This is a genomic window from Bradyrhizobium sp. WBAH42 (assembly GCF_024585265.1).
Classification (GTDB): domain Bacteria; phylum Pseudomonadota; class Alphaproteobacteria; order Rhizobiales; family Xanthobacteraceae; genus Bradyrhizobium.
Genome location: NZ_CP036533.1, coordinates 4,221,325 through 4,240,255, shown reverse-complemented (window position 1 = coordinate 4,240,255; position 18,931 = coordinate 4,221,325). Strand labels below are relative to the sequence as shown.

19 protein-coding genes are annotated in these 18,931 nt (G+C 63.0%); 7 read left to right on the top strand and 12 right to left on the bottom strand.

From position 1 onward, the window contains the following. Positions 1-260: 260 nt before the first annotated feature. Positions 261-506 (bottom strand): hypothetical protein, encoded by a 246-nt coding sequence (locus DCG74_RS19665; RefSeq protein WP_172784580.1) that lies wholly within the window; start codon positions 504-506, stop codon positions 261-263. Positions 507-1,197: 691 nt separating this feature from the next. Between DCG74_RS19665 and DCG74_RS19660 the strand changes: the two genes are divergently transcribed. From DCG74_RS19660 to DCG74_RS19645, 4 genes are all read left to right on the top strand, one after another. Beyond that, on the top strand, positions 1,198-1,413 hold the full coding sequence (locus tag DCG74_RS19660) for a hypothetical protein (protein WP_172784579.1): 216 nt from the start codon (positions 1,198-1,200) through the stop codon (positions 1,411-1,413). Positions 1,414-2,230: 817 nt separating this feature from the next. Beyond that, the gene (locus tag DCG74_RS19655; protein ID WP_035999395.1) at positions 2,231-2,878 is read left to right on the top strand and encodes a CoA transferase subunit A; all 648 of its coding nucleotides are present in this window, start codon (positions 2,231-2,233) and stop codon (positions 2,876-2,878) included. Between the two features lie 4 nt (positions 2,879-2,882). Further along, positions 2,883-3,533, top strand: a complete 651-nt coding sequence (locus DCG74_RS19650) for a 3-oxoacid CoA-transferase subunit B (protein ID WP_172784578.1) — start codon at positions 2,883-2,885, stop codon at positions 3,531-3,533. Positions 3,534-3,545: 12 nt separating this feature from the next. Continuing rightward, positions 3,546-4,004 (top strand): MaoC family dehydratase, encoded by a 459-nt coding sequence (locus tag DCG74_RS19645; protein ID WP_172784577.1) that lies wholly within the window; start codon positions 3,546-3,548, stop codon positions 4,002-4,004. A gap of 168 nt (positions 4,005-4,172) precedes the next feature. Here the strand turns inward: DCG74_RS19645 and fabI are convergent, their stop codons facing one another. The 4 genes from fabI to DCG74_RS19625 are packed head-to-tail and all read right to left on the bottom strand — an operon-like array spanning position 4,173 to position 9,398. Further along, positions 4,173-4,961, bottom strand: a complete 789-nt coding sequence (gene fabI, locus DCG74_RS19640; RefSeq protein ID WP_025035483.1) for an enoyl-ACP reductase FabI — start codon at positions 4,959-4,961, stop codon at positions 4,173-4,175. Then, positions 4,958-6,172 (bottom strand): acetate/propionate family kinase, encoded by a 1,215-nt coding sequence (locus DCG74_RS19635; protein WP_172784576.1) that lies wholly within the window; start codon positions 6,170-6,172, stop codon positions 4,958-4,960. Before DCG74_RS19635 ends, fabI begins: the two co-directional genes overlap by 4 nt. A gap of 5 nt (positions 6,173-6,177) precedes the next feature. Beyond that, entirely contained in the window at positions 6,178-7,140 is a 963-nt protein-coding gene (locus DCG74_RS19630) for a phosphate acetyltransferase (protein WP_172784575.1), read from the bottom strand. A gap of 29 nt (positions 7,141-7,169) precedes the next feature. Then, a complete protein-coding gene (locus DCG74_RS19625) occupies positions 7,170-9,398 on the bottom strand; it encodes a DUF3141 domain-containing protein (RefSeq protein ID WP_172784574.1) in 2,229 nt (742 codons plus the stop codon). Positions 9,399-9,550: 152 nt separating this feature from the next. On the opposite strand from DCG74_RS19625, the gene DCG74_RS19620 reads away from it, so the two are divergent. Beyond that, positions 9,551-10,087: a GNAT family N-acetyltransferase gene (locus DCG74_RS19620; protein WP_172784573.1), complete on the top strand. Its 537-nt coding sequence runs from the start codon at positions 9,551-9,553 to the stop codon at positions 10,085-10,087. Between the two features lie 4 nt (positions 10,088-10,091). On the opposite strand, the gene DCG74_RS19615 is transcribed toward DCG74_RS19620, so the two are convergent. The 6 genes from DCG74_RS19615 to DCG74_RS19590 form a co-directional block, all read right to left on the bottom strand. Then, positions 10,092-10,556 carry a hypothetical protein gene (locus tag DCG74_RS19615; RefSeq protein WP_172784572.1) on the bottom strand — a complete coding sequence of 155 codons (465 nt, stop codon included), beginning with the start codon at positions 10,554-10,556 and terminating at the stop codon, positions 10,092-10,094. Continuing rightward, positions 10,540-11,457 (bottom strand): DUF2950 domain-containing protein, encoded by a 918-nt coding sequence (locus tag DCG74_RS19610; protein WP_172784571.1) that lies wholly within the window; start codon positions 11,455-11,457, stop codon positions 10,540-10,542. The genes DCG74_RS19615 and DCG74_RS19610 overlap by 17 nt, the downstream gene beginning before the upstream one ends. Beyond that, positions 11,454-13,121 (bottom strand): DUF3300 domain-containing protein, encoded by a 1,668-nt coding sequence (locus DCG74_RS19605; protein ID WP_172784570.1) that lies wholly within the window; start codon positions 13,119-13,121, stop codon positions 11,454-11,456. Before DCG74_RS19605 ends, DCG74_RS19610 begins: the two co-directional genes overlap by 4 nt. 171 nt (positions 13,122-13,292) lie before the next feature. Further along, positions 13,293-15,167, bottom strand: a complete 1,875-nt coding sequence (locus DCG74_RS19600) for a HAMP domain-containing sensor histidine kinase (protein WP_172784569.1) — start codon at positions 15,165-15,167, stop codon at positions 13,293-13,295. A gap of 147 nt (positions 15,168-15,314) precedes the next feature. Next, entirely contained in the window at positions 15,315-16,550 is a 1,236-nt protein-coding gene (locus DCG74_RS19595; RefSeq protein ID WP_172784568.1) for an HlyD family secretion protein, read from the bottom strand. After that, the gene (locus tag DCG74_RS19590; protein ID WP_172784644.1) at positions 16,543-16,968 is read right to left on the bottom strand and encodes a hypothetical protein; all 426 of its coding nucleotides are present in this window, start codon (positions 16,966-16,968) and stop codon (positions 16,543-16,545) included. The genes DCG74_RS19595 and DCG74_RS19590 overlap by 8 nt, the downstream gene beginning before the upstream one ends. A gap of 164 nt (positions 16,969-17,132) precedes the next feature. On the opposite strand from DCG74_RS19590, the gene DCG74_RS19585 reads away from it, so the two are divergent. Together DCG74_RS19585 and ppk2 are read left to right on the top strand one after the other, a co-directional pair. Further along, a complete protein-coding gene (locus tag DCG74_RS19585) occupies positions 17,133-17,585 on the top strand; it encodes a hypothetical protein (RefSeq protein ID WP_172784567.1) in 453 nt (150 codons plus the stop codon). An 11-nt stretch (positions 17,586-17,596) separates the two neighbouring features. Beyond that, positions 17,597-18,397 carry a polyphosphate kinase 2 gene (ppk2, locus tag DCG74_RS19580; protein ID WP_172784566.1) on the top strand — a complete coding sequence of 267 codons (801 nt, stop codon included), beginning with the start codon at positions 17,597-17,599 and terminating at the stop codon, positions 18,395-18,397. A 43-nt stretch (positions 18,398-18,440) separates the two neighbouring features. Here the strand turns inward: ppk2 and DCG74_RS19575 are convergent, their stop codons facing one another. Beyond that, positions 18,441-18,893 carry a hypothetical protein gene (locus tag DCG74_RS19575; RefSeq protein ID WP_172784565.1) on the bottom strand — a complete coding sequence of 151 codons (453 nt, stop codon included), beginning with the start codon at positions 18,891-18,893 and terminating at the stop codon, positions 18,441-18,443. Between the last annotated feature and the right edge of the window lie 38 nt (positions 18,894-18,931).

The window sequence follows — 18,931 nt, the reverse complement described above, 5'->3', positions numbered from 1 at the left end:
ATCCGGAGCCGGTCTCAACACTATCTCTATCTCTGCCGACGATCTTTCCAGCACGCCTTCCACCAATGTGAACCCATTCTGCCGCGCCTGTGCCGGCGAGGCGGCGACAGCCTCCGGGATGCGATGTTGTCGCGGCACCCGACAAGCGAACGGCCGCCGCCTGCGACATTCAATCTAGCCCGGCCTGCGACGCTGCGATTTCCATTCACCCGAACACACGCCACCCGGTCCGGCTCGCTTCGACACGTCAATCCGGCCGCTCACGCCGCGAGCTGACCGTCCTTGCCCCCGTCTTGAGGAGAAATGTTCAACCCCTGCTCTCCAGGGAGGCTCGCTCTGGCGGTCAACCGATGAGCATCCAAGAGGTACCGATAAGCTTCGCGATCGGCACTTCGTTCTCTCAGAATACGCTCCTTCTCGCCAATGTTGACCAATTCTGCGCGCATCTGAGCCAACTGCAGCGGCTCCGAGGTGAGGTTGTACTCGTTAAGAATTAATTCCCACATCGTCTCCTCCAGCCGAAGAAACCTGGACGACTTTAGCTTACGTGATCGGCAGCAATTAACAACGAGATTTACTGATTTTTCTTATAATCAAAATTTGTTTCATATTTGAACCTGGTGCGACCATTCAGCACAACCGGTAAAGCGCAGCACGCGCCGAACTGACTTGAGAATGAGGGCTGCTGAAGCCTGGAGAAAAGGATTGACGTTCTTCGGCAATGCATCGCGCCGCGCATAGAATAAATCAGCCGAGAGTCGCAAATCAGACCGACAACGCCAATTTTAATTTGCACATTAAATGAAAAAGAGAATAGTTAACGAACTGCACCGAGGGGAGTGACACCAGTGATCCGGTTGGCTGACCTGTCCGTCGAGGGGAAATTGATGGTTTCGTTGCAGGGGGAACGTTCCGCACGAAGTCGCGGCTATTTCGACACGACGATTATTTGGCGCCTCCCAGAAGCTTTCGGTTGAGGTCGGACATCATTCGGTATTGCGGCGAAAGCCGGCAGTATCCCAAGAATTCGCCAAGCAGGAATCCGGCCGGTTGGAGAAGCGTCGTCACGAGCAAGCTGCCCTTTGCTCGAACAACGACCCCAGGTGCGATGCCCCCCCAAGTCACCCGCACCGACGAGAGCGCACTCCAGCCGGCCGGCCCTTTTGCTCGACAAATGCGTGTTTCAGGGAGGCTCGTATGGGCATGATCATGGTCAAGTGTCCGCAATCCGGCCGCGCGATTCCTACCGGCATCAAATCCGATCGTGAGACTTTCCTGCGAAGCATCGTGTTTTTCGGCAATACTCTTTGTCCGGACTGTCGGGCCAATCACAACTGGTTTGCCCGCGAGGCCTGGGTCGAGGAGGCGATCGTCAGAACGGTAGCGGCCGCTGGTACGGCGCCAACGTGCTGATGCAAATGACGCGCGCGCTTCGGAGAGCGTATCCAAATGCTCCTTCCGATAGCGCGTTGCTGCTGCAACGCATTGCAACCACTGAGAATATTTTCGCGCATTGTCGCAAAGCGAACCGACGCCTCCGGCGGCCATCGCTTAGACGTTGTTGGGATGTCGCCACCAATCCGAGCTTCCGTCAGGAATTCGGCAAGGGCCTGTTTGGGGGTGTTGTAGTGAGTAGTGGGGTTTGCAGCCTGGCCGTTCTGCGTGACACAAAGATCAAGCTCGTGAGCCTGCTGGCTCAATTGAGGCGGCTCCGCGAGAGAGTACGAAGGGCGGAAGCACGGCGCTCCGGACAAAGACGACGATCAGCGTCGGCATCGCGCGCCCGAAGGGCCCGAGCATGAGACATCACACGCAAGGTATCCGCAGCTCAAGGCATTTCTGACGACCATGCTCCCTGGAATTGAAGACCAGCATGGAATTGCAAGCGTTCTTTCTGGATCTTCGTTGATGTAGGGGAGTTCGGCGCTCCCGGCGTCTCAAGGCCGCGGTCTCGCGCCAATCGCGAGCGCCGCGAAGCGCGTTATTGTAGCGCAGATTGCTGCAATTCGTATCGCCATGCAGCAACTCTGTGCAGCGCGGCTGCGTAGCCCCGACCTCGCTCCATGCCGAGCTGCGGTAAGCGCGGCACTCGAGAAAGCTTCGGCATCGACGCAGCCGGAGCGGAATGATCCGGAAGCCTTGACCCAGATCAAGGGAGCCCGCCCCCCACCCGCCAACATCCGCACTTTACCGCCCTTCAGCCATCGTCGGCCGACCGGGAGTTTCGATCATGAAGGCCGTATCCGTCGAAGAAGCCGTTGCGATGATCCCGGCGGGCGCCAGCGTCATGGTTGGCGGCTTCATGGGAGTCGGAACGCCGGAGCGGCTGCTCGACGAAGTCGTGCGCCAGAGGAAGACAGGTCTGACCTTGATCTCGAATGACGCGGCCACGCCCGGCAAGGGCGTCGGCAAGCTGTTCGATCAGGCCCTGGTGTCGAAGCTGACGGCAACGCATATCGGTCTCAATCCGAAGGCGCAGCAGCAGATGCTGGCGAACCAGATCGCCGTCGATCTCGTGCCGCAAGGTACGTTCGTCGAGCGCATCCGCGCCGGCGGATGCGGTCTTGGGGGCGTGCTGACGCCGACCGGCGTCGGAACGCTGGTGGCCGAAGGCAAGCGTCAGATCGAAGTCGACGGCAAGCCGTTCCTGCTGGAGACGGCGCTGCGGGCGCAATTCGCATTGGTGCACGCCTTCCTCGCCGATTACCTCGGCAACCTCGCCTACGCGCTCACGTCCCGCAATTTCAACCCGGTCATGGCGATGGCGGCCGACACCGTCATCGTGACGGCGGAGCACATCGTCCCGGTCGGCGTGATTGCACCCGATCACGTCGTCACCCCCGCGCCGCTCGTCGACTATCTCATCACCAATGGGTGACACCATGGATCCCCAGATCATCATCGCCCGGCGCGTCGCCAAGGAGCTGAGGAACGGCAATCTCGTCAATCTCGGCATCGGCATTCCGACGCTGGTCGCCAATTACGTGCCGTCGGACCTGAAGATCTTCTTCCAGTCGGAGAATGGACTGATCGGCACCGGGCCGATCCCCGAGCAGGGCATGGCGCATCCGACACTCACCGATGCCGGTGGGCGCCCGATCAGCGCGCTGCCGGGCGCCTCCACGTTCGACAGCGCGATGTCGTTCGGACTGATCCGCGGCGGCCACGTCGATATCACCGTGCTCGGCGGTCTCCAGGTCGATGCGCATGGCCATCTCGCCAATTGGATGATCCCGGGCAAGATGGTTCCCGGCATGGGCGGCGCAATGGACCTCGTCACCGGCGCCAAGCGCGTGATCGTCGCCATGCAGCACGCCGCCAAGGGCAAGTCGAAGATCGTGGCGAAATGCTCGCTGCCGCTGACCTCGGCACGCCCGGTCGACCTCGTCGTGACGGACATCGCCGTGATCGGTTTTCCCGATGGCAAGCCGACGTTGCTGGAAACAGCGCCCGGCCTGAGCGTCGGCGAGGTTCTGGCGCTGACGGAAGCCGACCTCGCCATTCCCGACAATGTTCCGGAAATGAGGATCTAAACGGGTCAGCCCATGCGGATATTCAGCGACTTCGACGAGATCAAATCCGCGGTCGGCACCGAGATCGGTGCCAGCGACTGGATCGAGATTACGCAGGACCGCATCAACCAGTTCGCCGAGGCGACCTGCGACGAGCAATGGATCCATGTCGACCAGGAGCGCGCCAAGCAGGAGATGCCGGGCGGCAAGACCATCGCCCATGGCCTGCTCTCGCTTGCCCTTGCCCCGCTATTCATCCGCTCGGTCATCGGCCTGAAGGGCCTGCGCAACACGCTGAACTACGGTGCTGACCGCATCCGATATCTCGCGCCAGTGCCGGCGGGCTCGAAGCTGCGCGGCCGGGTCACGATTGCGGAAGCAGAGGACGTGCCGCCGGACGGGCTGCGCGTCAACTACCACCTCGTGATCGAGATCGAGGGCGGCAAGAAGCCGGCCTGCGTGGCCGAATTGATCGCACTGCACTATCGGTGAATCAAAAAGTCGAAAAACAACCCCATGCACAGTAGACATGTGGTTGATTTGACTGCGGTTTTCTTTTTTCGCTCCAGAGCCCGGTTGCACCGTCGGGCAAAACACCTGCAATATGCCACCATCAGCCTATGGGTCGCCGGACCGCTCAGCGCGGCGGCAACGCGCGGGTCAATCGATGATGTGATAGCCACCGTCGATGTACAGCACGCCGCCGGTGATCAGCTTGGCGCCGTCGAGCGCCAGAAACGCGGTGGCATTACCGACATCATCGATGCTGACGAGGCTGCGCGACGGCGCCTTGGATTGCGCCTTGTCCATCAGCTCGTCGAACTCCGGAATGCCCGAGGCCGCGCGGGTCGCTAGCGGTCCGGGCGAGATCGCGTGCACGCGGATGCCCTTGGGGCCGAGCTCGGCCGCGGCATAGCGAACCGCGGCCTCGAGCGCCGCCTTGGCGACGCCCATGATGTTGTAGTTCTCCACCACCATCTGGCTGCCGTAATAGGTCATGGTGAACATCGTGCCGCCGTTCTTCATCAGGGGTTCGGCAAGATGAGCCATCCGCAGGAACGACCAGCAGGAGACGTCCATGGTCTTCAGAAAGCCGTCGCGGCCGACATCGACGACGCGGCCGTGCAGCGCTTCCTTCGGCGAGAAGGCGATGGAATGAAGCAGGAAATCGAGCTGCCCCCACTCCGACTTGATCCGCTCGAACACCGCTTCCGTCTGGCCTTCGACCATGACGTCGAGCGGCAGGAAGATCGGCGCTTCGAGCGCCTGCGCCAGCGGCTCGACGTGCTTCTTGGCGCGGTCGTTCAGATAGGTGACGGCGAGATCGGCGCCGAGGGCGCGAAACGCCCTGGCGCAGCCCCAGGCGATCGACTGGTCGTTGGCGATGCCGACGACCAGGCCCTTCTTCCCCTTCAGAGCGACCTTGCTGTCCGGAAATACTGGAATCATGACACCCTCTCTTGTCTGGGGTTGGGCGATTGCCTGTTCATCAACAGCGTCAGCGTGTGCTGCGCGATCATGAGCTCCTCGTCCGTCGGGACGACGTAGACCGGAACGAGACTCGTCCTTGTCGATATCAGCCGCGAATGGTGCGTGTTTTCGGCAGGGTCGAGTGCCACGCCAAGCCAGCCGAGCTGCTCCGCCACACGTGCGCGGATGCCACTCGAGTTCTCGCCGATGCCGGCGGTGAAGACGAAGGCATCGATCCCCTGCAGCGCCGCCGCCAGCATGCCGGCGTTGAGGCCGATGCGATAGACGAAATAGTCCACCGCCAGCTTCGCTTGCGGGTCAAGGCTCGCCTCCAGCTCGCGCATGTCGTTGCTGATCCCGGAAAGCCCCTTCAATCCGCAATCGCGATAGAGAAAATCCTGCGCCTTCGATGCCGTCATCCCCTTCTCGGACAGCAGATACAGCACGACGCCCGGATCGAGCTGGCCCGGGCGCGTGCCCATCGGCAGCCCGTCGAGCGCGGTGAATCCCATCGTGCTCTCGACGCTCAGCCCATTCTTCATCGCGCACATCGACGCGCCACTGCCGAGATGGGCGACAATCACCCGGCGCTTTGCGATGTCTGGCGCGATCTGCGGCAGGGTCCTGGAGATGTATTCATAGGAGAGCCCGTGAAAGCCGTAGCGCCGCACACCTTCAGCGTGGAGCTGGTGGGGGATGGCGTAATGATCGGCCAGCGGACCGTGGGTGCGGTGAAACGCGGTGTCGAAGCAAGCGACCTGCGGGATCGCCGGGAAATTGGCCAGGATCGAGCGGATCGGCGCCAGATTGTGCGGCTGATGCAGCGGCGCCAGCGTGGCGAAACGCTCCAGCCGCGCCACCACGCCGTGGTCGATCAGAACCGGCCGCTCATAATCAGGCCCGCCATGGACGACGCGATGCCCGACCGCCAACGGATGGATACGCGCTTCGTTCCGGAGCCATGTCCCCGCGATGTCCATCGCCGCCGGCACGTCCGGAATGGCCTCGATGGGATAGGCCCGATCCGCCATGGGATCGTTGCCTGGCCTACTTGCCCGCAAGCGCGGCCGGCTGCCGATGCCGTCCACCTGCCCCTTGATCAGGCGGCGCAGAATGCCCTCGCCCTCGATCGCAAAGACCTGGAACTTGACGCTCGATGAGCCGGCGTTGACGACGAGGATGCTGTCCATGGCGGTCACGCCGCGATAGTCGGCGCCTTCTGGCGCCGCGCGTGAGCATATAGTGCAGCAACTGCGCAGGACGCCATTCGCGCTCTTGGGCTGTCCGCACGCGAGGTCAGGACCACAGGCACACGCGCGCCGAGCACAATGCCGGCGCCGTCGGCCTTGGCGAAATAGGCGAGGTTCTTGGCCAGCATGTTGCCCGCTTCGAGGTCGGGCACGACCAGGATCTGAGCGCGGCCGGCCACCTCGGACTTGATGCCCTTGATCCGCGCCGAGTCGAGGTCGATCGCGTTGTCGAAGGCCAGCGGCCCGTCGAGTACGCCGCCCGTGATCTGGCCACGATCCGCCATCTTGCAGAGGGCCGCGGCCTCGATCGTGGACGGAATTTTCGACGTGACCGTTTCGACTGCGGAAAGAATGGCCACCCGCGGCGACTTGCCGAAGCCCGCCTGATTGTAGAGGTCGATCGCGTTCTGAATGATGTCCCGCTTGGCGTCCAGATCGGGGAAGATGTTGATGGCGGCGTCAGTGACGAAGATCGTCTCGGCGTAGGCCGGCACATCCATGACGAAAACGTGGCTGATGCGCCGATCAGTCCGCAATCCCCCGACCTTGGCCGTGACGGCTCGCATCAGCTCGTCGGTGTGAAGGCTGCCCTTCATGAGCAATTCGCCGCGCGCGGCATGGATCAATTCGACACCCTTCGCGGCGGCATCGTCGCTGTGTGCGGCATCCACGATCTCACAACCCGCGATGTCCAGGCCGAACCTGGCAGCCGTATCCCTGATCTTGCGCTCCGACCCGACCAGGAGCGGCCGGATGATGCCGGCAGACGCGCTGTCGACGGCGCCCCGCAAGGATGTCTCATCGCAGGGATGCACGACGACGGTCGGCGTCGGCGGGATCGCCTTGGCCGCGGCGATCAGGCGGTCATACTTGCTGGGAGACTGCGTGGCCGTCGCATCTGCTGACATGATGTCGCTCCCGATCCTCACAACCCGCGTTACGAAGCCTTCGCCTTAGGGTCGAAAGGGGCAACGTTCGACGCCCTTTCGGAACCTTCCGCGGTCTCGAGGCCAAACAGGCCAGCGATCTGCCGCAGCCGGTTTGCGCGCTCGCCCGTGACGTCCGCACTGGCCGACAGCACCTGCTCGATCGCTTCAAATGCTGCGCGACGAACGTTCATGTCGTCAGGCAGCAATTTCGGTATTGCGGCGAGCGCCCATTCTCGATCGAGCAACAGCATGAAGAACTGCTCGCGTACCAGCATCTTGAACTCGGCAAGCGACATGCGTGCGCCGCCATGATCCCTGCGAACCTGGCGCAGAGCCTCGATGCTGCGTTCGTCCACCATCCCCCGTGCCGAGCCGACATAGAGCAAAGCGCGCAGCGCCGCTTCACGGAGGCCGCCTTCACCGATCCGCGACTTCAGATCGGCGATGCGCTTCTCGAGCATGGCGCGATGCTCGGCGGACATCTCACGCCGACGCGACGGCGTGGACGTCGGGTCGATCCCGACCGCCGCCTGGAGCGCCGGGGACCCGTAGACGCTGAGGAACATCGCTTCGCTGAGTGCCTCCTGTGAATCGCGCCAGCTGTCGAGGGCGTGAACGACCTGCTTCGAGATCTGCTCCTGGAACGCCAGGAACGGATTGTCCGCAGCGACCGGCTTGCGCTCCTCGGCGGCCTTCTCGGCCAATGATTTCACCGCCGCCATATAGGGATTCTGGCTGCTGAACAGCTCGTATTGCAGCCGCAGCGGATGCATGTTGTGAGCCCATTCCGCCATCCTTGGCGTCACCATGCGCTTGACCCACGGCTGGACGAATTTCTGATAGGCCGCCAGGTTGATTTCCGAAATCCGCTTGGCGGTGGCAAAGCGTCGCTCGTCCTCGGGCGAATTGCCGCCCATGGCGCGGATGTCGTCGAGCGTCCGTGCCTCGCATCGCATCACCCACTGGCCGACGACCAGATCCGAACTTGCGGTTTCCTCGTCCTTAGCCTCGAATGTTGCTTCATAGAGCCCGGGCGGCAGAACGTCGATGAGGTCGATGTTGCTGGAAAATTCCGCGTGCTCCTTCTTGGCAACGCCGCCGGAGACGAAGATGCCGAGATGGCCGATGCTCTGGTGCACGGTGTAGACGATGGTCTGGCCGTAGGCCCTGATCTCATCGACATCGGCATAGCAATCGGGGATCCAATGCAGCGCCTGCTGCGGCGGTGTGATGTTGTCGCCCTCCGAGCAGAACACCACGATCGGGGATCTGATGTTGCGAAGATCAACCTTCCGGCCATCGGACATTTCGATGTTGCCGGCGGCGAGGTTATTGCCGACGAACAGCTCATCGACGATGAACTGAATCTCCTCGGCGTTCAAATTGACGTGGCCGCCCCACCAACGCTCGAATTCGAGGTAGCGATCTGCCTCGCTGTCGACTTTGGAATAGACGTTGTACTGCTTGGTCCAGAGCGTATTCGAAGGGTTCTGGTTCTCGAAGTTCTGCACCAGCCATGCACCATCGAACTTGCCGGCGCCGAGATCAGACGTCAGGGCCGTCAACCAGCTTCCGCCAAGTAGCCCGCCCGAGTAGCGCATCGGATACTTTCCGTGCACGCCGGCCCAATAGGCCAGTGGCGCGCCGGCGATGATCAGCGGGCCGAACAGCTCGGGACGCAGCGAGGCCAGGATCATGACGGCCCATCCGGCCTGGCAATTGCCGATCACGCAGGGCTTGCCGTCGGCATCCGGGTGAAGGCTCATGACCTTTTCGATGAAGATGGCTTCGGCACGCGCGATGCGCTCGATGGTCTGACCGGGCATCGGGTCCGGCAGGAATCCGATGAAGTAGCAGGGATGGCCTGCCTTCATCGCCACCCCGATCTCGCTGTCGGCCTTGAAGCCGCCGATGCCGGGGCCGTGGCCCGCACGTGGATCGACCACGACGAACGGCCGCCGGTTCATGTCGATCTCGACGTTGGCAGGCGGAACGATGCGTACCAGCGCGTAATTGACGGGTTCGGCGAGCTGGCGCCCGTCCATGATCAATTCGGCCGCATATTGCAGAACATGCGGGGCGGTTTGCGCGACATGCTCCCTGTACTGATCCCCGCGCCGGCGCATGATATCTAGGAACAGAACACTGCGCTGTCCCGCGTCGACCAGGTATTCGACTGCCGAGGCGACCAGCCCCGACATGGGACCGCCCGGAATTTGTACGTTGTCCATGGACATGTTCTCGACCTCTCCGTCGCCCTCGCCAATTGACGGCGCTGGGGGAGGACGAACGTTGATCTAGGTCAAGATGATCTGCACGCTTGGGAGGCCTCTATCCTGCATCACAAGGCATGAGACCCGGCTGGACGGTTTGGACGAGCAACATCGTCATGTCACAAGCTGCAACTTACAGCGTCCAAACCGTCCTGAAGGACGGCACTCCGATCCAGATCCGCGCGCTTCGCGCCAGCGACGAGGCGGATATGCTCGCTGCCATCGCGCGTACCGGCCCGCAGTCGCTGCAGAGCCGGTTCTTCGTTTTGAAACGGCACTTCTCGGAGAAGGAGCGCGCCTACTTTATGGACGTGGATTTCAGCAATCACGTTGCGCTGGCCGCTCTCGCAGAAGAACAGGGTCGATACGCCATTATCGGCGGGGGCCGGTACGTTGTCGTCGAGCCCGGTCAGGCCGAGATGGCCTTCGTCGTGGTGGATGCCTGGCAAGGTCGCGGCGTAGGCTCGCTGCTGCTGAGACACCTGACAGACATCGCGCGCGAACAAGGCATAAGAGAGCTCACGGCCGAGGTTCTGTCCGACAACACGCCCATGCGCAGCGTGTTCGCGAAGGCGGGATTCAGGCCTGGACGGAGTGAAGATCCGAGAACGGTGCGCCTGTCGCTCTCACTTGCATCCGCGCGCCCGGCCTGAGCCTTCACCTCAAAGCGATCGTGATCTGACTGATATTGGCCGCCAGCTCGAGTCCCGCCTTCGGGCCTTGCAACACCATCGTGACGCCCTTTTCGTTGCGGAGGTGCACACCGTTGGCACCGCCGACCAGCGCAAAGCCGCCGCCGACGGAACTGTAGGTGCCGGCGAAATCACCGACCTCCCGGATGCCGGATGCCCAGCCGTCGAGACGGCCGAAAGTTGCACCGACCGTGATGCCGAAACTCAGGCCGCTGATCTTGAAGGGATAGGTCTTGCCCCGGTACGTCAACACGCCGCTGCCGGCGCCACCGCCGACCAGGAGGCCTGCCTTGACGATCTTCACTCTGACCTGACCGGCTGCCTGCGCGAAGGACGGCGTCGCCGGCGCGGTCAGCCCGAGTGCGAGCAGAAGCAACACGATCAGGCGAAATGCGCGCCCGCGCAGGCGCGGCTCAGGGTTTTGCGGCATCGACCTTCTTCCAGGTCTGGTCGGGATCGAACAGCGTGATGCGCTGCGCGATGAACTCGGTGCGCTGGCCGAGATCCTTCTGATAGACGACGCCGTCATGATTGACGAGGAAGGTCATGACGCCCGAATTGCCGTATTCCGCGGGCCAGGCGATCAGGGCGAAGCCGCCGATCATCTTGCCCTTGACGACGTAGTTGAGCGCGCCGCCGGGCGCATCCCGCCCCTGCCCTTTGAGAATCCGGAAGTAATAACCGTGATAAGGTTCAGGTCCGACATCGTTACCGCGATAGCCCTCCTTCGAGGCTTCGGCCGCGAGCGCACCGAGCGGGCTCGGATCGCTGTCGTCGCGCCAGAACAGGCCGTCCTTCTTGCCGGGCGAGGAGACGATGCGCTGCGCGTAGACGCCGACGCCCTCGCCGCGGTCCTTCTCGGCATATTCGTTTTGCGCGTCGACGAAGGCGAGCGCGGTCTGGATCGCGTCGAGCTCGTTGCGGCCGATGCGACGGCGCAGCACCTCGATCCGTCCCTCGTCGGTGTCGAACGCCCAGCCCGTCCTGCTGTTGACCAGCGGAATCGGGAACGGGAAATCGTCGGGCCCGAGGATCAAGGTGGCAGTCTTGTTGCCCTCCGCCTTGATGCCGTGCTTGGCGTCATACATGGAGGTGAAGCGCTGACGGATGTCGTTGTCGGCGACCTCGTCACCGGATGAGACGATGTCCTCCGCGTTCCTGCCGAGCACCTTCAAAATGTCTTTCGGGCCGCTCTTGACCGCGGCAGCAAGGGCAGAGGCGGCCTCTTCCGGTGTCTTGTAGGATTCCTGCGCGAGAGAGGCCGATCCGAGCAGCACGAGCGCGAGCACGCCGGGGAGCAGCGCACGGTTAAACGATTTCAGAGCACTCATGGCATCACCTCCGCAGGAATTTTCGCGCCGCGAGCGAGCCAGTCGCGATAGGTGCGGAACGTCAGGCGGAGTTTTTCGTAATGGACGCGCAGATAGCCGTCGCTGCCGCGGGTCACGGCATCGGGCATCACCTGCTCGACCTCCTGCGCCATCACGCCGACATAGGCCTTGCCGCTGCCGATATAGCTGAACCGATAATAGCCAAGGCCGTTCGAGAGATGACCGAGCAGGACGACATCATGCTTCAACGCGATGTCGGAACGCCGGCCACCGCCGCCACCGCCGCGGAAGCCGCCTCCTCCACCGCCGCCACGCATCGCCATGCCGCCACCGCCACCGCGGCCGGCGAAGCTTGGTCCGCCGCCGCCACCGCGCGGCATGCTCGCCATGCTGCTGCGGCCGCGCGCGGATGCGGCGGCAGCCGAGCGGCCGGAGGAAACGTTCATGGCACCGCCGCGATTGGCGCCGCCGCCACGATTGGCCGCACCGCCGCCGGCGCGGTTCGCAGCCTTGGCGCGATCGCCGCCGCCCTTGCTCGCGCCCTTGTTCGCACCTTTGGCGCGATCGCCCGCACCGGCACGATCGCCGCCGCCGGGCCGGTCGCGCGTACCTGCGCTGGGGCGATCGCCCGCGCCCGGACGGTCGCCACGATTGCCGGCGCGATCACCTGGACCGCCGCGATCACCCGCACGGTCCCCGGCACCCTGATTGGGGCGCAGCACCTGGTTGCCGTCGCGGCCGCGAAAATCCATCCGGTCCGACACGCCGGCCCTCAGATTGTTGTTGCCGAAGCGCTGCTGAACATTGCTGTTGTTGTAGCGGACACCGCCGCGATGTGCCGGATTGTGTTGCCAGCCATTGCCGATGTTCGTGGTGCGATGGTTGACATAAACGTTGCGGTTGCCCCAGTTGCAGCCGCCGCCCCAGTAATTGCCCCAGCGTCCGATCGCCCAGGCCGTGCCGAAGGCGATGCCGGCCGCGACCATGCCGGCGCCGATATAGGACGGGTAGCCCCAATAATAGGGCGGATATTCCGCATAGGGCCAGCTGCCGTAGACCGTCGCCGGGTCGTAATACGGCACGTACATCGCCGCGGGATCGGCCTGCTGGATCACGACGACCTGCTTGCCTTCCTGAGACTGGACGCTGACCTTCTGCTGCTTGGTGGTGACGAGCTTCTTGTTGTCATAGGCCTTGTTGCGCAGACGCTGGATCGCGTCCATCACGTCGGGCTGTTGCGCGAGGAAGGCATCGCCCAGCTTCTTGGTCCAGTCGAGCTGCTCGCTCATCATCGCGAGGACGTCGGCGGTGCTGGCCAGCGCCTTGACGCTGTCGTCCCAGCCCTGCTTCTCCACTTCCGTCTTCAGCGCATCGCCCTTCAGGCTCTTGCGCTCCTTCAGCCAGCGGTCGGCCTGCACCACTTCCAGCGGATAGGTCGAGGCGGCCAGTACGTTGGCGAGCAACTCGTCGGGATAAAGCGCGATCGGCGCGACGAGGGCTTCGAGCTGCTCGGGCTTCAAGAGCTCGGCCGTCGGCGCAGGCGTACTGGCAGGCTGCGCCTGCGGCGCCGGCGCTGCAGGTGTCGTTGTGGTCTGCGCCGTTGCAGCGACCGAAGTCGCCATCAAGAGCGCCAGCGCCATCAGGGTCTTGCCGCAACGAAACATCACATCCTCCGTCTGACTTCCAGTGCGGCAGGATCAAGCCGGGGCGCAAGCATTTGTTGATCGAGATCAACGAAACCAGGCCGTCGCGGCTGCTGCAGCGCAAGGACGCACGAGCATTCGACAAGGATTTTCGGTCGAGACAGCCCGCCCCTGAGAAACGCGCATCATCTCTCAGCGCGCGATCGGAAGCCGGATCGTGAACAGCGCGCCGCCCGCAGGCTGGTTCGCAGCAGCGATCGTGCCGTGATGGGCCTCGACGATGGTCCTGGCGATCGCCAGTCCCATGCCCATGCCTTGCGGTTTCGTCGTAAAAAATGGATCGAAGACGTTCGCGACGTCGGAGGCGGCCATTCCAGGCCCGGTATCGCTGATCCTGATTTCGGCCTGATGGCCGGCATGCAGAGTCGCGACGCTGACCTCCCGCTTTCCGGTGTCCGCATCGGAGATCGCATCCAACGCGTTGATGATCAGGTTGAGGAGGACCTGCTGAAGCTGGACCGGATCGCCCTTGACGTGAAGGCCGGCCATGACCGGCAGATAGCTCAACGTGATCCGGCGCCCTTGGGCGAGCGCCTTCACCAGACCAATTGCTTCGCGCACCGTATCGTTGAGCTCGATGTCCTTGACCTCGAACGGGGTCTTTTTCAAAACGCTGCGCAGCCTGCGGATCACCTCGCTCGCCCGTTGGTCGTCCCTTCTGATGTCGGCGAGGATCTGCTGGAGCTCGACCAGATCGGGCTGGGCAGCCCTCAGCATGAGCTCTGCCGTTTCGGCATTGGTCAGAATCGATCCGAGGGGCTGGTTCAGTTCATGCGCGATCGAGGTCGTCAGCTCGCCAACGGCCGAGTAGCGGTTGACGTGGGCGAGTTCCGTCAGCCGCTGACGCGATTCGACTTCGGCAACCCGCCGGCGGCGACGCTCGTGCAGGAGCCCGCTGATGAGTCCGGCCTGGACCAGGAATACGGCCGAGATCATCAACATCTGCCAGTGATAGCGCTGCCAGATATTCGGCTCGCGAAACAGGATGGTGCTTCCCGGCGGCAGGCGACTCTCGCTGATGCCCCAGCGCTGCAACTCCCGCCAATCATATTTAGGAGCGGCATACGCGATCGGTTCAATTCTGACGTTTGCAGGCTCTTCCCCGCCCAGAATTCGCAGTGCCGCATCGGCGGTCTTTTGGCCGAGTTCAGGAATTGAATGCATCGGACCGCCGACAATGTCGCGTCCGAAAAACGACTCCTCAAAGCAGAAAATTGGGGCGTTCGCGACGGCCTGAAGGCGATGCAGGGCGAGATTTCCATCATGAACGACACCCGCCGCGTCGACCGACATCAACCCCCAGAACAGAACCGTGTGCGGGGGAAGCGTCGATGCCCGTTTCAGGATGTCCTCGAACGACAGATCGCCGTACCAAACGAACGAAACCCGGCCTTCGAGCGGCTTGACGTCCCTCTTGACCTCTTCGAGCCAGAATTTCTCCAACGCAGACGCGCCAATGACGAGGGCTATCGTCTGCGTGTCCGGCAGCACCTGCAGAACGTTGCGGAAGGCCGTGACAAATTCGTTACGGACTGACACTACCGCGTCGTTCCGGGTCAGGCGTGAGCGGTCGATCAATCGTTCCTCGACTGTCGTAAGGACCATTGGCGCCTTCGGAAATAGCTTCTCGCGATGCCTTTGCACGAATCCCGCCGCTGGCCCGCCAATGCTCATCACGATGTCAGGTGGCCGCCCTTCATACAGCGAGCCAAGATATTCGACGAAGGGCCCCTCAGGACCCGGCGCGATGAACCGGGCGGTAAGAAGCGTATGTTCCTGGATATCGAGCGGCCAAGGAGAGCGCTCCTCGAGATTGGTCTTGATGCTGCGTGCGTACTCGCTCCAGGGCAAGAAATCGCGCCCGAAGGAATGCAGCATCAGCACACGCTTGGGCTCGCTGCGCGGTGCCGGTTGCGCGCGCGCAGGACTGCATAGCGTGCACGCGGCGAGCAAGAGGCCGAGACAAAGCCACGCAGCCGCAACCGGCCTGACCGCATCCCTGGACATGCGCCCGCTCAGCTCCACTCCCCGCAGCTTTCGCCGGCTGCGATCTCCGGCAATTTTAGCGCGGATTGCAGCGCACGGACAGCCCCGAGGCGGGCCTCAGCAGCGCGTGACGACCCGCCCATAGTCTGCTCCGTCCGCTTCTCTCGTTCAATGGCCGCCGCTCAACACGAGTGTCTGGATCGGCAGCAACAGCGCCTGAATGCGCAGCAGCAGCGCATGCACGAGGCCGACGCCATCCACGACGTGCAGCGCGATCTTCCGGCTGGTCGGGGTGTCCTTGGCCGAGATCTCCTCGTGGTTGCTGGTGTAGGCATTGACGATGCAGCTCGAGCCGGGCGTGACACCGTCGAGGCCGCCCTTGTAGAGCGGCTCCAGAAACACGAGGATCGTGCCGGGGCGGACGGCATTCTGCGGATCGATGAGCTGCTCGCCGGAGCGGAACTGTCCGGCCGCGATGTAGTCCTGCACTGTCGTGATCACCATGGGGATGATCACCCATGGCCTCGAGATGCAGGCCGCTTCCGCGACCATGCCGGTCTTCATCACCTGCGCCTCGATCTGGCCGAAACCGGCCTGGAGCGCCTTGCGGCCCGCACCCTCCGGAACGAGAACGCCGGCCGGACGCATCAGCTGGTTGACGACGTCGCCGGGGCGAACCAGGAACTGCTCGACGCGCCCGTCGACGCCGGCGCGTACGAGGGTCTTGTCGAGATCGACCTGAGCCTGGTCGAGCGCGGCTTCGGCGCTGGCCTTTTGGGCCGGCAGCAGGACGGAGACCTGCAGAGATGCGGATTGTTTCACGGCCGTTGCGGCGTCGACGCCCGCCTGGCGCTGGTCGACCAGGACCTGGAGCTTTTCGATATCCCGCTGCGGAACGATGCCCGGATTGCGGCGCTGGAGCTCAGTCTTGACCTCGAGCTCGTCCTTGGCCTGCTGGTAGTTGGCTTTCGCCTCGCCGATCTGCGCCTCGGCCTTGACCACATCGGCCTGCGCCGTCTGCATGGCGGCATCGACCTCTGCAACTTTCCGCTTGGCCGTCTCGAACGCAGCCTGCTGCTTCGAACTGTCGAGCGTGAACAGAACATCGCCCTTCTTGACCGGCGCGCTGAAGCCGAGCTTGACCTCTGCGACACGGCCCGAGCCTTCGGGAAGGATCGGCACGGTGCGGAAGTACAGCGTCGCGGACGACGTTGCAGGATGGAAATAGAAGATCATCGTGATCAACGAGATCGTCAGCATCAGGCAGGCGGTGATGCCCCAGCGCAACTCGTACCAGATCGAGAAGAAGGTGATCTCCTTGCCGAACCGCTTGCCCTGAACATAACGGCGGTAGAGGTAATCGGGCAGGATCGTCAGCAGCGAACAGAACATCAGCTCAAACATGGCTGTGCTCCTTCTCCTTGGCGGGTCCCGGCTTATCCTGCAGAAGCGGCGTCGCAGCGGCCTCGGGCAAGACATCCCCGCCATCGGAAACCGGCGTTGCATCCGCGATCTTTTCGACGGATCCGGCAATGCTGCGCAGCGGCGTGCCGAAATCCGGGATGTCGATCAACGCAAGGAGCAGTCCGGCAATCCAGAAGATATGCATATGCGTGAACAGCGAGATCAAGCCGAGCACCGCAACGAGCTCGAACTGCAATTTCTGCGATTTGTGCGCCATCCGCTCGGGCAGGCTGTGCAGTTTCCAGTAGAGCGTGCCGACCCAGAGCACGATCCCGATCAGGAATACGCCCATCACCACCATCAGCGTGTCGGTCCCGCTCCCGGGCGCCAGATAGAACGGCAGATGATGCGGGGCCATCGGATGAAGCTGGTCGCTCAAGCGTCTCTCCCGGTCAAGACATGCATGTGCAGCACTGTGTGCGGATAGGTCCGCGTTTGCTTGATTTGAATCAAGGGAACGCTTTTGCGCCGGACCTAGCGTTTTCTGCGTGCTGATTGGATAACCATCAGGAGCCGCCCGCCATGCCCGGCCTAGACGATCTCATCCCAAACGCCGCCCAGATCCGAAAGGAAGCCGCCCTCAAGGAGGCTGAAAAGGCGGAGGAATATGTCCGCCTCGCAGCCGCCGCCGAGGCCGAGAAGCGTGCGCTGATCGAGCGCCTGAGCAAGCCGTCGGGCAAGACCGAGGAAGAGAAGATCAAGCTCGCCTCGACCATCATCCAGCGCGCGGTGCGAAACGGCCTGACGGAAGTGCTGGTCTATCGCTTCCCCAACTCACTGTGCACGGACAAGGGCCGCGCCATCAATCAGATGGAGAAGGGCTGGGAGAACACTCTGACCGGGATCCCCAAGGAGATCTTCCAGCTCTGGACCGATTACCTGAAACCGCGCGGCTATCGCATCGCCTATCAGGTCATCGATTTTCCCGGCGGCGTGCCGGGCGACATCGGCGTGACCATATCCTGGGACGATTAGGACGGCTAGGCATGGCCAAGGACGCAGCTGCAGAGCGGATGAAGCGGAAGGATTACGAGAAAGAGCTCGAGAAGCTGCAGGTCGAGCTGTGCCACCTCCAGGACTATGTGCGGGAGAACAAGCTCCGGGTCATCATCCTGTTCGAGGGCCGGGATGCCGCCGGCAAGGGCGGCACGATCAAGGCGATCACCGAGAAGGTCAGCCCGCGCGTATTCAGGGTCGTCGCCCTCCCCGCGCCATCCGACCGCGAGAAGACGCAATTGTTCTTCCAGCGCTATATGGAGCGGTTTCCGGCCGGCGGCGAGATCGTGATCTTCGACCGGAGCTGGTACAACCGCGCCGGCGTCGAATACGTCATGGGCTTCTGCACCCCCGCCGAACACGAGCGCTTCCTCAACCTGTGCCCGCAGATGGAGAAATACGTCATCGACGGCGGCATCATCCTGATCAAGATCTGGCTCGAGGTCGGCATGGACGAGCAGGAGCGCCGCTTCAAGGCCCGTATCGACGACCCGGTCCGGCAGTGGAAGCTCAGTCCGATGGACCTGGAATCCTTCCGGCGGTGGTACGACTATTCGCGGGCGCGCGACCTGATGCTGAAGAAGACCAGCACGAAGGAAGCACCCTGGCACATCGTCCGCTCCGACGACAAGCGAAGGGCGCGGCTGAACTGCATCGCCCACCTTCTCGGCGCCATCCCCTACAAGCGCATCAAGAAGGACACGATCAAGCTGCCGAAGCGCTCCGACAAGGGACGCTACAACGACCAGACCAGCCTCAAGGGGATGAATTTCGTCGCGCAGCGCTATTGAGCAGCATCAGGCCGCTAGGCGCCCTGATGCCGCCGTCGATCGCTCAATAGCCATACCGGTATTGCTGCGGACAGACCCAATTGCCGTATGTGTCCTGATAACAGCTGTTGTTGTAGTAGCCGTAAGCGCCGTAAGCGCCCGCTGCTGCAGCACCAACTGCGGCGGCGCCGGCCGCGCGGCCCCAGCCGTAGCCGTAGCCAGGACGATATCCCGGATAACCGGCGACGGGACGACCCGGACGACCCGCGACTGGATAGCGGCCGGGACGACCGGCTATCGGATGAGCAGGGCGCACACCTCCGGCGACGCGATGCCCGCCATGGATGCGGCCCGCATGTACAGCACCACCGCGGAAACCTCCGCCATGGAAGCCACCTGCACGCGCTCCGCCGCCATGAAAGCCGCCACCACCGCGACGAGCGAAAGCATCGTCGGGAATGAGGCTGACGGTGAGCAGGACAAAGGCCGCAAGAGCAGCCAGAAGATAACGAAACATGGCATCTCCTCCGAAGATTGGGGTGCCATCACTCGCTG

Bases quoted from the DNA above. Each gene is read 5' to 3' on its own strand.
- DCG74_RS19665 (WP_172784580.1), bottom strand. From the start codon at position 506: ATGTGGGAATTAATTCTTAACGAGTACAACCTCACCTCGGAGCCGCTG.
- DCG74_RS19660 (WP_172784579.1), top strand. From the start codon at position 1,198: ATGGGCATGATCATGGTCAAGTGTCCGCAATCCGGCCGCGCGATTCCT.
- DCG74_RS19655 (WP_035999395.1), top strand. From the start codon at position 2,231: ATGAAGGCCGTATCCGTCGAAGAAGCCGTTGCGATGATCCCGGCGGGC.
- DCG74_RS19650 (WP_172784578.1), top strand. From the start codon at position 2,883: ATGGATCCCCAGATCATCATCGCCCGGCGCGTCGCCAAGGAGCTGAGG.
- DCG74_RS19645 (WP_172784577.1), top strand. From the start codon at position 3,546: ATGCGGATATTCAGCGACTTCGACGAGATCAAATCCGCGGTCGGCACC.
- fabI (WP_025035483.1), bottom strand. From the start codon at position 4,961: ATGATTCCAGTATTTCCGGACAGCAAGGTCGCTCTGAAGGGGAAGAAG.
- DCG74_RS19635 (WP_172784576.1), bottom strand. From the start codon at position 6,172: ATGGACAGCATCCTCGTCGTCAACGCCGGCTCATCGAGCGTCAAGTTC.
- DCG74_RS19630 (WP_172784575.1), bottom strand. From the start codon at position 7,140: ATGTCAGCAGATGCGACGGCCACGCAGTCTCCCAGCAAGTATGACCGC.
- DCG74_RS19625 (WP_172784574.1), bottom strand. From the start codon at position 9,398: ATGTCCATGGACAACGTACAAATTCCGGGCGGTCCCATGTCGGGGCTG.
- DCG74_RS19620 (WP_172784573.1), top strand. From the start codon at position 9,551: ATGTCACAAGCTGCAACTTACAGCGTCCAAACCGTCCTGAAGGACGGC.
- DCG74_RS19615 (WP_172784572.1), bottom strand. From the start codon at position 10,556: ATGCCGCAAAACCCTGAGCCGCGCCTGCGCGGGCGCGCATTTCGCCTG.
- DCG74_RS19610 (WP_172784571.1), bottom strand. From the start codon at position 11,457: ATGAGTGCTCTGAAATCGTTTAACCGTGCGCTGCTCCCCGGCGTGCTC.
- DCG74_RS19605 (WP_172784570.1), bottom strand. From the start codon at position 13,121: ATGTTTCGTTGCGGCAAGACCCTGATGGCGCTGGCGCTCTTGATGGCG.
- DCG74_RS19600 (WP_172784569.1), bottom strand. From the start codon at position 15,167: ATGTCCAGGGATGCGGTCAGGCCGGTTGCGGCTGCGTGGCTTTGTCTC.
- DCG74_RS19595 (WP_172784568.1), bottom strand. From the start codon at position 16,550: ATGTTTGAGCTGATGTTCTGTTCGCTGCTGACGATCCTGCCCGATTAC.
- DCG74_RS19590 (WP_172784644.1), bottom strand. From the start codon at position 16,968: ATGGCCCCGCATCATCTGCCGTTCTATCTGGCGCCCGGGAGCGGGACC.
- DCG74_RS19585 (WP_172784567.1), top strand. From the start codon at position 17,133: ATGCCCGGCCTAGACGATCTCATCCCAAACGCCGCCCAGATCCGAAAG.
- ppk2 (WP_172784566.1), top strand. From the start codon at position 17,597: ATGGCCAAGGACGCAGCTGCAGAGCGGATGAAGCGGAAGGATTACGAG.
- DCG74_RS19575 (WP_172784565.1), bottom strand. From the start codon at position 18,893: ATGTTTCGTTATCTTCTGGCTGCTCTTGCGGCCTTTGTCCTGCTCACC.